The sequence below is a fragment of the Nocardia camponoti genome, from assembly GCF_014646135.1.
Taxonomy (GTDB): domain Bacteria; phylum Actinomycetota; class Actinomycetes; order Mycobacteriales; family Mycobacteriaceae; genus Nocardia; species Nocardia camponoti.
The window spans coordinates 477204-490642 of sequence record NZ_BMMW01000001.1 but is presented as its reverse complement, the minus strand read 5'-3'; the positions used below and the strand labels follow the sequence as shown (position 1 = coordinate 490642).

The following is a 13439-nucleotide window of genomic DNA, read 5'->3' as shown; positions in this document are numbered from 1 at the left end:
GGTCGCCATGACCATCCCCCGGTACCCACCGCCTCGGGAAGCCGTTACATCCCCAGCCGTACGACGAGGCCGCCTACGTGTTCATGCACAACATGGGGCGCATATGCCGCGTATGTCCGCCGAGGGCAGATCCGGCCCGCATCAATCTAGGCCGGCGAAACGCGGCGGTACCAATCTCGGTCGGCAAAGACGGTGTGTCCCAACAGTTTCGTCGTCATATTGAATAGTCGCGGGCCGTGGATTCCGTTGAACTCGGTGAGGTCTAGTCGCCGACCTCGCGCGATCGCGGTTAGCGGTTCATCCGGCGGGCTCGCGATGACGTCGAGGATCGGGAGTACCGCGTGTTCGACCGGCTGTGCGGTGATGCGCATCGCGGCAATGTGGGCGGTCATCTGCGGGTCGTAGTCACCGGACAGGCCGCTGTCGACGATGCCGGGATGCACGAGCACGTATCGGACGCCGGTGCCGCCGAAGCGCCGCGCGAATTCGAGACCGAGCAGGTCATTGAGTTGCCCGCCTTGGGAGAGGGCGGTTAGTCCGTGGTAGTCGTTGGCCAATCCGAGGTCGTCCCAATGGATTTGACCCGTTCCGGTGCCAGGTCCCGCGACGTTGACGATCACCGGTCGCGACGCGGCAGCGAGACGGTCGAGGAGGGCGTAGCCGAGGATGAACCGGCTCAGATAGAACAGCGCGAAGGTGTATTCGAACCCGTCGGGGGTCACGAGCCGCTCGGACCGGTAGTGCCGTGCGCAGAACACAAGGGCGTCGATACGGGGAACGTCGTCGCGGATGCGGTCAATAGCCGAGCTGATACTGGTCATCGAACTGAGGTCGGTAGCGATGAACCGCAGCCGACCCCCAGCACCGAGCGCGGATGCGGCTTGCATGAGCTTGTCGCGTTTGCGCCGATCGCGCCCGAGCACAACAACCCGATCCCCTTTAGCAAGCCGATCAAGAGCAACGGCCCTCCCCAGCCCATCAGTCCCTCCCGCAACAACGCTGTACCGCATGCCTTGATGCTAGGACGTTGGACTGTGCACCGACAGCTACGGTAAACCTCATGGGCGACAGCGAACACCCGCTTTCCTACGAAGAGGCGCTGTACACGGCACAGCGAGAAGCACGTAGTACCACGCCCGTTCGACGGTATCGGCATGCTTTGTTGGAGTCGGCGGTCCATGGTCGCGGTTACGCCTTCGAGCACGACGTTGCGCCCGAATCGCCTGCGGGGAGCGGTTACGTGATCGTCAGCGCCGGAGGTTCGGTGCGGTCGGGCGTGCTGGGTTTCGATGGGAAATCGCTCGATCAAGTAATTGATGATCACCTGGCACACATCGCCCACATCAACCGTGAGATAGCCGACGCCGAGTTGGGAGAAGCGCAACTGCTGGCGATCGCGGCCTACGATGCGCAGGTTGCGCAAGTCAGCGATCTGCGTGGTCAGGAAATCGTCGACGACGAGGTGCGCGATTACGCCGACTACATTCTCCTGGTGCTGCGTACGGCAAAACCGAACCCATCGGCGCGGCGGCTGCTGGCTCACTTCGATTCTCTGCTCGCTGAACGTGATCCACGGCGACGCCAATACACACACCCCTGCCCGCACTGTGGCCGAATCACGGGACTTTCGGAGCGATATTCGCGAGCCGTGTGCGCGCGTTGCGTCGACCACATGACTGATGGCAGCGGGCGACCGGTCCGGGTCTTCAACGCGAGTTTGAGCGGCGGTCGGATCGCCTACTTCGTCCCGCACGTGGCAAGCCATACGACGCTTGACGAATGCGTTGAAGTAACGAAGTCAGGCGTCGCGTATCTGGCGGACGGGACCCCAGTGACGGTGAATGAGGCGCGCTTCGTGGCATCGTCGCGGAACTAGCGTACTGGGAGCCGCTGCCGCCTTCACTGAGTCAATGAGGGAGGGAACCGCAAGGCTTCGAGGGGTCGTCGTCGAAGGTTTGGGCACTCACGCTGCATGCCGTCGATTCCCCTTGGCCGGCGAGCGTTGCGGCGGACGCCAGAACCGTTGTCGGTCTTGTTGTTTGGTTGTCGATCGCGTTCGCGATGGCTGGCGCACCGCTAATCAGTCCTCAGGCCCGTGCACATCGTTGGCGGCTGCGCGGTGATGCGCATCGAGGCAAGCGCGGCTTAACGGTTCTGCGGTTCGCCAAGTGGTGGCAACTAAGCGGTTGCGACGCAGGTGGCATTTTCGTGCAGGTTCGCTGGTGAAACCTCGAAAATCGGCTGTTCGTGCGCGAATCCGCACGTTTATGCCACGTTTTCTGCAACCGCTTGGTTGCTCAGTCAATGAGGGAGGCAACGTAAGGCCTTCAAGGTCGTTGGGCGGGCGGCCTCTATCGACGGGGTTAACGGTGTTATTGAACCCAACGGTGCTGAGATCGCGAGTTCGCCGTTCTTGAAGTCGAAGGCGGGGGCGGCCACGCTCCATGCTGCCGATTCCGTTTCGCCGGTTGGTGTTTGGAGGTGGAGGCTGACGATGTAGTACTCGGCGTGCGGAGTTGAATTCGTCGATCGGGCGAAGGGGTCTTCGACTGCGGCGGACGCGAGAACCGTTGCTGGGCTTGCTGTTTGGTTGGCGATCGCGTTCACGATGGACGGGCTCACTGCCAAACAGTCGTCAGGCTCGCGCACATCGTTGGCGATGGCGACAGCGGACCATCCAACCGCGCCGAGTGCTGCCGCACCCACTGCGATCACGCGTAGCCGCACGCAATTGCCCATGGCGACTATTTCATCACGTGACGGCGCAAAAGAAAGCTGGGCTTGGGTCGTTGACCCAAGCCCAGCTTTTTGTGTCCGAAGGGGGACTTGAACCCCCACGTCCGTTAAAGGACACTAGCACCTCAAGCTAGCGCGTCTGCCATTCCGCCACCCGGACGAGTGTGAAACGAGCGTAACTGATGAGGGGTCGATTCTAAAAATCGGCTGGTGGGAGCACCTCGCAGAGGGCTGCGAGAGCGGATGCGTAGGTGTGGTCTGACGGTGTCGCATACCCAACCACCAAACCGTCGAACTGGGCCGCGGCATCGGGGTGCCGGTAACCAGCAAGGCCGTCCAACGCGACCCCGCGCCAACTCGCCGCCTTCACCGTTGCCGCTTCCGTTCCTGGCGGGAGCCGCAAAACCGCGTGCAGCCCGGCCGCGATGCCGGTGACCTTAATATGCGGAGCCCGCTCAGCGAGTACCGCGACTAGGCGGTTTCGACGGTCCCGGTACCGCTGCCGCATCTGCCGGACATGGCGGTCGTACGCGCCCGAAGTGATCAGTTCGGCGAAGGTGAGTTGGTCGATGATGCTGGTCCAGCGTTCGCGCATGCCTTTCGCGACGAGCACCGGGTCAACGAACTGTTCGGGCAACACCATCCACCCCAGCCGCAGCGCTGGCGAGATGCTCTTGCTCGTGGAACCGAGGTAGATGACGCGTGCGGGGTCGAGCGCCTGCACCGCGCCGATGGGCTCGCGGTCGTAGCGGAACTCGCCGTCGTAGTCGTCTTCGATCACGATGCCGCCGGACCTGCGCGCCCAGTCGACGGCAACGTTGCGCCGGGCCGACGTGAGCGGACCGCCCATCGGGAACTGATGTGCCGGGGTGAGCAGCACCGAACGCGTCCCCCTGCCCAAATCCTCGGTTCTCGTGCCGTGCTCGTCGAGGCCGAGCGCGACCGTCTTCACCCCTTCAGCAGCCAACAGCGCACGGTGAAACGCCAACCCATACGCTTCGACGGCCAACGGACCGTGCAGCACGCCGCCCCCGAAAAGCAGCCGAAGCGCGTCGGCGAAACCCGCGCAGATCACGATGCGGTCCGGGCTCGCCCGCACGCCGCGCACCCGAGCGAGGTAGTCGACCAACGCGACCCGCAACTCGATCCGACCTTGCGGGTCGCCCGGCCCGAATGCGTCGTTGGGCGCGGCCGCGAGCGCGCGCCGCGTAGCCGTAGCCCAAGCGTTTCGCGGGAACGACGACGCATCTGGTTGCCCTTGCATCAAGTTATATGCGGGTGCAACCACCCGGGCGGGCACTTTCTTCGGCACACGCGCGGCCTTCGCGGGTGCCGCGCGTTCAGCGACGCGCGTACCGGATCCTTGCCGCGCAATGAGCCACCCTTCGGCGACGAGCTCGGCATAGGTGTCGGCGACGGTATTGCGGGCGATACCGAGGTCGGCCGCGAGCGAGCGGTACGGCGGCAGCCGCATGCCAGGCGCGAGTCGGCCGTCTTGGATGGCTTCGCGCAGCGCGCGGGCGAGAACGGCCCGTCGCGACCCCGTTCCAGCGAGGTCAAGGTGCAGATCGACACCGATACGCTCAGCCAAATTGACCCATGATTTCGACAGGGAAATGCACCTCCTGAGCAGTCACTATCGGCCATAGATTAGTTGGCATGAGCAACAACACCCGCATTAATTTCGCCGCTGCCGCCCCGAAGGCCTTCAAGTCCCTGATCGCTTTCGACACCGCCGCGCGCGACACCGTCGACCCAGCGCTGGTCGAATTGATCCAGATCCGTTCCTCGCAGCTCAACGGCTGCGCCTATTGCTTGCACATGCATGTAAGCGACGCGCGTAAGGCGGGCGAGGACGACCTTCGTCTCCACATGGTCGGCGTGTGGCGTGAAGCGAAGAATTTCTTCTCCCCACGCGAACAGGCGGCACTCGCCCTGACCGAAGCGGTGACCCGCATCGGCGACGCTGGTGTTCCCGACGAGATCTACGCCGAAGCGGCAGCCCAGTTCGATGCGACCGAATTGGCCCATGTGCTCGCGGTGATCTGCACGATCAACACGTGGAACCGGGTCGCGATCGCGACGGCGAAGATTGCGGGAACTGACGAACGACGATAAAAGAAAAAGACCCAAAGTCATTGAGTTACAATGACTTTGGGTCTTGAACGTGTCCGGAGGGGGACTTGAACCCCCACGTCCGATAAAGGACACTAGCACCTCAAGCTAGCGCGTCTGCCATTCCGCCACCCGGACTTGCTGGTGTGGGAAAAGATTATCCGACACTCGCCGAGTCTTCCAAATCGGGTGGTCAGGGCAGGTTTTTCCGGTCAGGCGGCAGGTACGCGAGCTGTTTCAGGACTGCCGACGAGCGACGTCGGTTCGGCGTCACGCTGCCGACCAGTGACCAGAAACAACACAACCAACGCGACGGCCAACCACACGTAGGTGTCGCCGATGAGGTGCTGCGACCAACTCCACAGCGTCTCCCGATGTTCGGCATCGGGCAGGAAACTGTGCGGCGCGATGATGAAGACCAATGCGACACCGAAGGTGGTCGCGTACCAGCCGCGTGCGCTCGCCGCAGGCAACGTGCGGGCGTGACACGCCATCGCGAGCAGCGCGGGCGCGATCCAGATCCAGTGGTGCGACCACGAGATCGGCGAGACGAGCAGCGTGAAGACCGCATTGAGCGCGAGCGCGATGGCGGGCGCGTCGATAGCCTTGCGCATCGCCGCGACAACAAGAGCGAGCAGCAGCAGGCTCAACACGACCCAGAGCAGGTCGAACGCGAGTCCTTCGATCCGCAGTCGCGCCATGACCGCCTGAATGGACTGGTTGGTGTGGAAGGCCGATCCGCTGAGTCCCGAAACGTTGCCGAGGCCGCCGAACCAGTACCGCTTCGACTCCGTCGGCAAGAAAACGAACGCGAGCAGCGTGGCACCCGCACCCGTTCCCGCCGCCCACGCGGCCGCTTTGTAGTCCTTGCGAATGAGGAAGAACAGCACGAACGCGGCCGGGGTGAGCTTGATCGCAGCCGCGATACCGACGAGCATGCCGCGCGGGTAGCGGGTGCGCGGTAGCAGGCAGTCGGTGGCGACAAGCACCATCAGCAGCAGGTTGACCTGCCCGAAGTCGATAGTTTCGCGAACCGGTTCGAGCATCATCGCCACCGGCAGCGCGCACGCGGTGACGAACAGCGCGGCTTGGCGACTGCGTTCGTGGTAGCGCCGCGCGACCAGATACAGCGTCCAGGCCACCGCACTAATCGACACCACCACATACAGCGTCTTAGCGATCCCCCACGGCAACAACGCGAACGGACTCAACGCAAGCGCGGCGAACGGCGGATAGATAAACGGCAGCCCGATGCCCGCGGTGGTTTTCGGGAGCTGGCCATACATATCTGCACCGTTGCGCATGGCTTCAATGCCGAGTCGGTAGACCTGAAGGTCGATGAAACCGCCGGAGTAGGACCGGAATGGCCACAGCGGCACCTCGACGCACGCGATCGAGAAGGCGGTGAGCAACACCGGCACCAGCCACCATGCTCGGTTGACCGGGCGTGGCCGTTGTTCTTGCGTGGGGTGGGTGGCGTTACTACTCATCCGCGGCGACTATACCGACCTGCCGCTGATGTCGCTCGCGCGGTTTACCCGTCCTGGTTGTAGCGCGCGAGATAGTCGGCGAAGGCGGCGACGTCGGTGTCGGTCCAGTCGGCGAAGCGGGCGGTGAAGGCGGCGCGACGTTGTCGGTCGGCGGCGGCGAGCACCGCACGGCCCGCGTCGGTGACACGCAGGAGCTGGTTGCGGCGATTGGTCGGGTCGACTTCGCGGGTTAGGTAGCCGCCGTTTTCGAGCACGGTGACCTGCCTGCTGATCGTTGACTTATCAAGCAGGAACGCTTCGGCGAGGTCAGTCGCTTGGCAGCCGTCACGTTCGCGAGCCAGATCCAAAATGCTGTAGGCGACCAGGCTCAACTCGGGGTGCAGTTCAGCGGCGCGACCGCGTGCGCGGCGCGCGAAGGCGGTGAGTTCGCGCTGGATGGTGTCGACCGCGCTGCTTCTTGCGTCGTGCCTCTTCATAGTTGTATCCTACAACAGTTATTAGTTGCATTTACCAACTGTTGGAGAAGCTTGCGATGACGCTTAAGCAGTTCCGGCACATCGCCGGACACCTGTTGACCCCCTTGTTGATGTGCCTCGGCATGGCGTTGGCCTACCTTGGCGCGTTCCACCAGCCCACGCCCGACCACCTGAGCCTCGCGGTGGTCGGGGACTCCCCGCAGACGCTGGTGATGGCGCAAACGATGAAGGACAAGGCGGGCGACGGCATTGACATCGTCACGCTGCATTCCCGCGACGACGCGGTCACCGGGTTGAAGAACCGCGACATCCTTGGCGCGTACGTTCCTGGCGAGCACCCGGAACTGCTCGTTGCCAAGGCGGGCTCGGAAACCTCTGCCCAGGTCGCCGAGCTGGTCTTCCGGCAAGTGTCAGATCATCAGGGCGTCCCGCTGACGGTCACCAATGTCACGTCAAGCGCCCCCGGCGACCCGACCGGCCAGGGCATCTTCTTCTTGCTCGTCGCGCTGAGCGTCGGTTCCTACGCCAGCGTCGCCGTGCTTGGCGCTGCCGCGGCGACCTTGCGCATGCGAGTGCGGGTCGCCCTCGGCATCGGGACGGCGTTCGTGGTGAGCGCGATTTCGCTCGTTGTCGCCGGTCCGCTCTTTCACGTGATCGACAGCGATTATCTGACCGTGTTCGGCATGGCGTGGCTCTACTGCGCGGGCATCATCACCGTCGGCATCGGCCTGCACACCTTCCTCAAGCGCTGGACCACGCTGGCGTTGATCACGTTGTTCGTGATGCTGAACTTCACGACCTCCGGTGGCGTGTACGGGCCGCAGTTGCAAAACGGGTTCTTCGCCGCACTGCACTCGTTCTGGAACGGTGCGGGCTTCGTTGAAGGCGTGCGCGATTTGCTCTACTTCGATGCCGGCGCTGGTTTCGGCGGACACGTCCTCGCGCTCGTTGGCTGGTTGGCGGTCGGCATTGTGGCCGTGGTCGCGGCAGCCGCGTACGAGGCACGCAACGCACCTAAGCCGGTCTCGCCCGCTGCCGTCGAGGAGGAAGTCGGCGAGTCAGCGGCTGTTTGAGCGCAAAGTCGCACCCGCGCAAGGTTAGGCGAGTACGGTGTAGCGCGCAATGAGCGGGTACCGGCGGAAAGGCTGTGGGCTGCACCGATGAATCAACCCGACGCGCCCGATCGCCATGAGCGGCCGCCACTTTCGGCGCGCTACACCGGCGCCGAGGCCATCGACTGGTGTGGGGCACAGGTGTATCCGATGTACACCGAGGCGCTCGCGGTTGGCGCCACAGCGGTGCGGTTGCAGGCGCTCACCGCGGCGCCCGGCCAGGAGGTGACGCGGGTCGGGCTCGGGTTGAGCGTGCAGGATGGGCACCTTGTGCTCGGCGGCAAAGCTGTTGCGGGCGTTGATATTTGGCAGGAAACGTTGCTTGCCGGAACCGCCATCACCGTGATCGCCCACTCCCCCGACGCACTATTGACGTTGACACCCGTCTGGGCGACTGCCACCGGCGAATGCGAATCGTGGACCGGCAATTACGGACTCGTCGTCGACCTGATGCCCGATGGGCCCGTCACGCTGTGGTGCAGCACCGGACCTGGCACGCCGGATTTCAACGAGTTGGTCGTGCAGGTGAGCACCGACGTCACCGCGCTACTTGGTCCGGACGACGCACGCGTTTTCCCACCGACAATGCCGATGGTGCGTCCGACCACGGCACAGTCCCGAAGCGACCACCCTGCCCCCGCGCCGACGCCGCAGTCCAGTCCGGAGTCGTCGCAGTCCCCTGCGGCGAAACCGCCCAGCGTCGGTCGCGCTCTCCACGACCTCGGCACCGCGATGTATGAACGCGGCGAACATGATTCGGCCCGCATGCTGTGGACTCAGGCCGCCGAAGCAGGTCACCCCGGGGCCGCGTACGACCTCGGGGTGACCTTGATGCGTTCGGGTGAACACGCTGGCGCGCGGATCTGGTTGGCGACGATCGCCGACACCGATCCGCGCGCGAGCGAATTGTTAAGCCAGCTCGGCTGATTCGAGGATCAGCGGGTACACGCCGTGCTCGTCGTGCACTTCACGTCCGGTGACGGGCGGGTTGAACACGCACAGCATCCGCAGCTGGGTGCGGGCGGTGACCCGATGCCGTTCATGACCGTCGAGCAGGTACATCGACCCAGGTCCGAGCGGGTAACTGACCCCGTTGTCGAGGTCGTCGAGCGAACCTTCACCTTCCACGAGCCACACGGCTTCTACGTGATTGGCGTAGTGAAACTCGTGAACAGTGTTGGCCGCGATCGTCGTCTCGTGGAACGAGAACCCAACTCGATCGGACGCGAGGATGATGCGTTTGGAACGCCACCCCGCGTCGGCGACATCGCGATCGGTGCCCGAAATTTCGTCGGTGGTGCGAACAATCACTGGTTATCACCACAGACGAGGTTGATCGAATCGGCGAGCACGCCAAGGCCGTGATTGAGTTCGTCGCTCGAAAGGGTAAGTGGCGGAAGCAGTTTCACCACTTCGTCCATCGACCCGGACGTCTCGACAAGCAAGCCGCGTTCGAAGGCGGTACGGCACACCTTGCCCGCCTGCGACGGGTCATCGAAGACGATGCCAGCGACCATGCCGCGACCGCGCGTGCTGATGCCTTCGTGCCCGGCGATGATGTTCGACAGCGTGTTGGCGATGTAGTTGCCGTTGGCGGCGGTGTGTTCGGCGAGTCGGTTGTCGGCCCAGTACTCGCGCAACGCGGCTGTCGCGGTGACGAACGCGGGGTTGTTGCCACGGAAGGTGCCGTTGTGCTCGCCCGGTGCCCACTGGTCGAGTTCGGGCTTGAGCAGCACCAACGCCATCGGCAGGCCGTACCCGCTAATCGACTTCGACAGCGTGACGATGTCGGGGGTGATGCCCGCGTGTTCGAACGAGAAGAACGGTCCGGTGCGTCCGCAACCCATCTGGACATCGTCGACGATGAGCAAGATGCCACGCGACTGGCACAGGCTGGCGAGATGCCGCAACCATTCGGGGCGCGCGACATTCACGCCGCCTTCGCCCTGCACGGTTTCGACGATCACGGCCGCGGGCCGGTCGAAGCCCGACGAGCTGTCGTCGAGAACACGCTGCATCCAGCCGAAGTCCTCGGTGGTGTTGTCGAAATAGCCGTCATACGGCATGGGCGTCGCGTGTTCGAGCGGAACACCCGCACCCGCGCGCTTAGCCGCGTTGCCGGTGACCGACAGCGCGCCAAGGGTCATGCCGTGGAAGGCGTTGGTGAAGCTGAGCACGGTTTTGCGGCCGGTGACCTTGCGCGCCAGTTTCAGTGCGGCTTCGACCGCGTTCGCGCCGGTCGGGCCGGGGAACTGCACCTTGTAATCGAGGTTGCGCGGGGTGAGGATCAGGTCGCGCACGGTTTCGAGTAGCTCACGCTTGGCGACGGTCGACATGTCGAGACCATGCGTAATGCCGTCGCTGGCAATGTATTTCAGCAACGCCGACTTGAGCACGGGATTGTTATGGCCGTAGTTGAGGGCGCCCGCACCAGCGAAGAAGTCGAGGTAGTGGCGGTCGGCCTCATCGCGCAGCCACGCGCCGGACGCGGTGGTGAACACCGTTGGCCAGTCGCGGCAGTAGCCGCGCACATTGGATTCCATCGCGGTGAACACATCGAGTTCGGTCGTTGTCATTATTTTTCCTCCTGGCTGTGGCGTCGCACGGGCACGATGACGTGCAGTTGCTCGGCCTCGTGGGCGTCGGGGAAGTCAGTTGCGTCGAAAAGGTCGACGATGCGAAGGTGCGCGCCGCGCGATCGGGCGACCGCTGCGAACAGCGCGCGTGAAGCTGTATTGCTCGGGGCGACCGTGGTCTCCAGGGTGGTGATGCCCGCGTCGGCGACGGTGTCGAGCAACGCGTTGAGCATGTCGGCGGCAACGCCACGTCCGCGTTGGGCGGCGTCGACCGCGACCTGCCACACGAACAACGTGTCCGGGGCGTCGGGGCGGACGTAGCCGATCACGAAGCCGACCACCGCGCCGTCGCGGTCTTCGGCGACGACGCAGGTGGCGGCGAAATCGCGACACCACAGCACGTAGGCGTAGCTGGAGTTGAGGTCGAGCACCTGCGAGTCGCGGGCGATGCGCCACAGGTGCGCGCCGTCACCGAGTCGGGGTGCCCGCAGCCGCAGTCGGGGTTGCGACGCGGTTGCCGCCGTTGCGGCAGCCGGATCGAGGGACATGGTCTGCGTTGGCATGTCTTCTACATTTGCCGACCCAGTTTGCGGTCATCATGTCGAGCCCTTTGCGGTTACGTGACGATCGTTTTACCGCGCTGGCGGGTCGAAACGATAGCCAAGACCACGCACGGTGACGACGATGCGCGGGCGCGACGGGTCGCGTTCGATCTTGGTCCGCAGCCGACGCACGTGGACGTCGACGATGCGTTCATCACCGTAAAAGCCCTGGTCCCACACTCTTTCGAGCAGTGTTGTGCGACTGAGGACACGCCCAGGCGTCTCCGCGAGTTCACACAGCAACCGGAATTCGGTGACGGTGAGATGGACTTCGGTGTCGCCTCTACGGACCGCGCCCGCGTCGACAGCGAGCACAAGTTCGTCATCGACGGTGTCGTCTAAGACGACTTCGACGTGGTCGTCACGATCGGCGGCCAGTCGGGCGCGACGCCGCAACGCCCGCATCCGCGCGGTAATTTCCTTGATTTCGAAAGGTTTGCTGACGAAGTCGTCGGCACCCGCTTCGAGTGCGGCGACCACATCGTGGGTGTCGTAGCGGGTACTGATCACGATGATCGGTACGTCGTGATCGCGGCGGATTTCGCGAATGCAATCGAAGCCGTCGGTCTCTCCGCGCATGAGGTCGACGATCATCAGGTCGGGCACGCCGTCGACGCGGAGTTGGTCGAGCGCGTCAGCTGGCATGCCCGCTTCAGCGACGGCATACCCTTCGTCTTCCATCGCGCGGCGCAGATTGCTACGCATCGCGATGTCGTCATCAATGATCATGAGGTTCGCGCTCATCGGCACATCCTTTACTGCTTCGAGCTTGTTACCGATCCGTTATGTACCCCGGATCGGTAGAGCGCAAACCCGTCGTAATAAATCTCAGTGCACGAGGTCGTTCTTTTTCGCGTAATTCGTCATGACCGCGTTCATGCCTCGCATCGCCATGTTGTACCCGAAGGGGAAGTAGCGCTGACCCCAATGCGAGAGGCGAATGTCTTGTGACGTGTACACGTAGTAGCGGTTGCGTTCAACACCGCGAATAACCGCTTTAGCTGCTTGTTCAGGGGTCACCGCGTGCCGCAGAAACAGCTTGAGCGCCTTCTGCACGGCGTCGCTATCGCGGTCGACGCCAGCGATGTCGATCGAGTCGGCCATCGGTGTCGCCATCGCGCCCGGGCACACCAAACTCACCCCGATTTTGTGGCGCGCAAGATCGAAGCGCAAAACTTCCGACACGCCGCGCAGCCCGAACTTCGACGCGCTGTACGGTGCGTGCCACGGCAGCCCGAACAGCCCGGCCGCCGACGACACATTCACCACATGACCGCCGCGTCCGGCGGTGATCATCGGCGGAACGAATTCTTCGATCACGTGGATCGGGCCCATCAGGTTGATGTCGACGGTGCGCCGCCACTGTTGATGGGTGAGTTTGTCGACCGTTCCCCAGGTCGCGATGCCTGCGACGTTCATCACCACGTCAACGTGGGAGACGGTGTCGAAGGTGTGGGCGGCGAGCCCGACGACAGCGGAATGGTCGCTGACGTCGGCGGCGTGGGCTAAGTGGACGGTCGCGCCGGTGGCGCGCAGTTCGGCGGCGGTGGTCTCCAGCGCGTCCGCGGAGATGTCGGTGATGACGAGCGATGCGCCTTTGGCGGCGGCGGCGAACGCGGTGGCACGGCCAAGACCGCTGGCCGCCCCGGTGATCAGGCAGGTTTTGCCGTCGAACTTGGTCATGACCGAGACCATAGGCGGCGGCAAAGTGTCCTGTCTATCACTTGGCTTCGATCACGATCGTCGTCCAGCCGCCGACGTGGATGCGACTGCCCGAGGTCAACGCGACCGGTACCTGCGGGCGAATGGTGCGTTCGGTGCCGTCGAGGCAGGTCCCGTTCGTTGAACCAAGGTCGGTGACCGACAGCGCCCCGGTTGCTGGGTCGATGCGCAGCACCGCGTGCAGTCGCGACACCCCGAGGTCAGTTGGTGCGATACCCAAGTCGATCGCGGGGTCAATGCCTTGCGACACCGACTTCTTTCCGATGAGAAACTCGGTGCCCTGCAACGGGATTCGCCGTTCCGGATAGGCGTCGGGAAACGCGACCCGGGCAGCGTCAGGGCCCTTATGTGATTGCACGCGGGCGTAATAGGCGCGGTCGGCGAAAATACGGGCGAACCACACCGGCGGCGCGCTCACCACGACGGGTGCGCTCAGCGGGGGCGGCAGTTCCGAATCGTGGCCGCATGATTCGCAGAATCGGCCAGGCGACGGCCGCTGACAGGACGGGCATAGTCGCAGCACAACGGGGTCGACGGCATGCAGTGACGACCCGCAGACATCGCAGTAGTCGGTGGCGGCCGATAGGTGGCCGTCGGTGCATACGGGCAC

Annotated in this window: 15 protein-coding genes and 2 tRNA genes; 4 read left to right on the top strand and 13 right to left on the bottom strand. The window is 64.0% G+C overall.

All coding sequences use genetic code 11. The features are described 5' to 3' along the window. Window positions 1–146: 146 nt before the first annotated feature. Window positions 147–1010: an SDR family NAD(P)-dependent oxidoreductase gene (locus IEX78_RS02205; RefSeq protein ID WP_188827005.1), complete on the bottom strand. Its 864-nt coding sequence runs from the start codon at window positions 1008–1010 to the stop codon at window positions 147–149. Window positions 1011–1240: 230 nt separating this feature from the next. On the opposite strand from IEX78_RS02205, the gene IEX78_RS02200 reads away from it, so the two are divergent. Then, the gene (locus IEX78_RS02200; protein WP_188827004.1) at window positions 1241–1876 is read left to right on the top strand and encodes a hypothetical protein; all 636 of its coding nucleotides are present in this window, start codon (window positions 1241–1243) and stop codon (window positions 1874–1876) included. 425 nt (window positions 1877–2301) lie between these two features. On the opposite strand, the gene IEX78_RS02195 is transcribed toward IEX78_RS02200, so the two are convergent. The 3 genes from IEX78_RS02195 to pdxR form a co-directional block, all read right to left on the bottom strand. Next, window positions 2302–2715: a hypothetical protein gene (locus tag IEX78_RS02195; RefSeq protein WP_188827003.1), complete on the bottom strand. Its 414-nt coding sequence runs from the start codon at window positions 2713–2715 to the stop codon at window positions 2302–2304. A gap of 96 nt (window positions 2716–2811) precedes the next feature. Then, window positions 2812–2896, bottom strand: a tRNA-Leu gene (locus IEX78_RS02190). Between the two features lie 36 nt (window positions 2897–2932). Then, window positions 2933–4327 (bottom strand): MocR-like pyridoxine biosynthesis transcription factor PdxR, encoded by a 1395-nt coding sequence (pdxR, locus tag IEX78_RS02185; RefSeq protein ID WP_229683657.1) that lies wholly within the window; start codon window positions 4325–4327, stop codon window positions 2933–2935. Between the two features lie 68 nt (window positions 4328–4395). Here pdxR and IEX78_RS02180 point away from each other — a divergent pair, with 68 nt between their 5' ends. Beyond that, window positions 4396–4854, top strand: coding sequence for a carboxymuconolactone decarboxylase family protein (locus IEX78_RS02180; protein WP_188827002.1), 459 nt, complete (start codon window positions 4396–4398; stop codon window positions 4852–4854). 50 nt (window positions 4855–4904) lie between these two features. Here IEX78_RS02180 and IEX78_RS02175 read toward each other — a convergent pair. The 3 genes from IEX78_RS02175 to IEX78_RS02165 form a co-directional block, all read right to left on the bottom strand. Next, a tRNA-Leu gene (locus IEX78_RS02175) sits at window positions 4905–4989 on the bottom strand. A gap of 74 nt (window positions 4990–5063) precedes the next feature. After that, on the bottom strand, window positions 5064–6341 hold the full coding sequence (locus IEX78_RS02170) for a glycosyltransferase 87 family protein (RefSeq protein WP_188827001.1): 1278 nt from the start codon (window positions 6339–6341) through the stop codon (window positions 5064–5066). Between the two features lie 44 nt (window positions 6342–6385). Continuing rightward, window positions 6386–6817 carry a MarR family winged helix-turn-helix transcriptional regulator gene (locus tag IEX78_RS02165; protein ID WP_188827000.1) on the bottom strand — a complete coding sequence of 144 codons (432 nt, stop codon included), beginning with the start codon at window positions 6815–6817 and terminating at the stop codon, window positions 6386–6388. Window positions 6818–6873: 56 nt separating this feature from the next. Here IEX78_RS02165 and IEX78_RS02160 point away from each other — a divergent pair, with 56 nt between their 5' ends. Further along, window positions 6874–7890, top strand: a complete 1017-nt coding sequence (locus tag IEX78_RS02160) for a hypothetical protein (RefSeq protein WP_188826999.1) — start codon at window positions 6874–6876, stop codon at window positions 7888–7890. An 87-nt stretch (window positions 7891–7977) separates the two neighbouring features. Then, window positions 7978–8856, top strand: a complete 879-nt coding sequence (locus IEX78_RS02155) for a tetratricopeptide repeat protein (RefSeq protein WP_188826998.1) — start codon at window positions 7978–7980, stop codon at window positions 8854–8856. On the opposite strand, the gene IEX78_RS02150 is transcribed toward IEX78_RS02155, so the two are convergent. The 6 genes from IEX78_RS02150 to IEX78_RS02125 all read right to left on the bottom strand — a co-directional run bounded on the left by IEX78_RS02150 (window position 8839) and on the right by IEX78_RS02125 (window position 13439). Continuing rightward, on the bottom strand, window positions 8839–9240 hold the full coding sequence (locus tag IEX78_RS02150) for an ectoine synthase (RefSeq protein WP_188826997.1): 402 nt from the start codon (window positions 9238–9240) through the stop codon (window positions 8839–8841). The genes IEX78_RS02155 and IEX78_RS02150 overlap by 18 nt on opposite strands. Continuing rightward, on the bottom strand, window positions 9237–10505 hold the full coding sequence (gene ectB / locus IEX78_RS02145) for a diaminobutyrate--2-oxoglutarate transaminase (RefSeq protein WP_188826996.1): 1269 nt from the start codon (window positions 10503–10505) through the stop codon (window positions 9237–9239). The genes IEX78_RS02150 and ectB overlap by 4 nt, the downstream gene beginning before the upstream one ends. Beyond that, entirely contained in the window at window positions 10505–11068 is a 564-nt protein-coding gene (gene ectA, locus IEX78_RS02140) for a diaminobutyrate acetyltransferase (RefSeq protein ID WP_188826995.1), read from the bottom strand. Before ectA ends, ectB begins: the two co-directional genes overlap by 1 nt. Window positions 11069–11137: 69 nt before the next feature. After that, on the bottom strand, window positions 11138–11851 hold the full coding sequence (locus IEX78_RS02135) for a response regulator transcription factor (protein WP_188826994.1): 714 nt from the start codon (window positions 11849–11851) through the stop codon (window positions 11138–11140). 84 nt (window positions 11852–11935) lie between these two features. Continuing rightward, the gene (locus IEX78_RS02130) at window positions 11936–12790 is read right to left on the bottom strand and encodes an SDR family oxidoreductase (protein ID WP_188826993.1); all 855 of its coding nucleotides are present in this window, start codon (window positions 12788–12790) and stop codon (window positions 11936–11938) included. 37 nt (window positions 12791–12827) lie between these two features. Further along, a complete protein-coding gene (locus tag IEX78_RS02125) occupies window positions 12828–13439 on the bottom strand; it encodes a double zinc ribbon and FHA domain-containing protein (RefSeq protein ID WP_188826992.1) in 612 nt (203 codons plus the stop codon).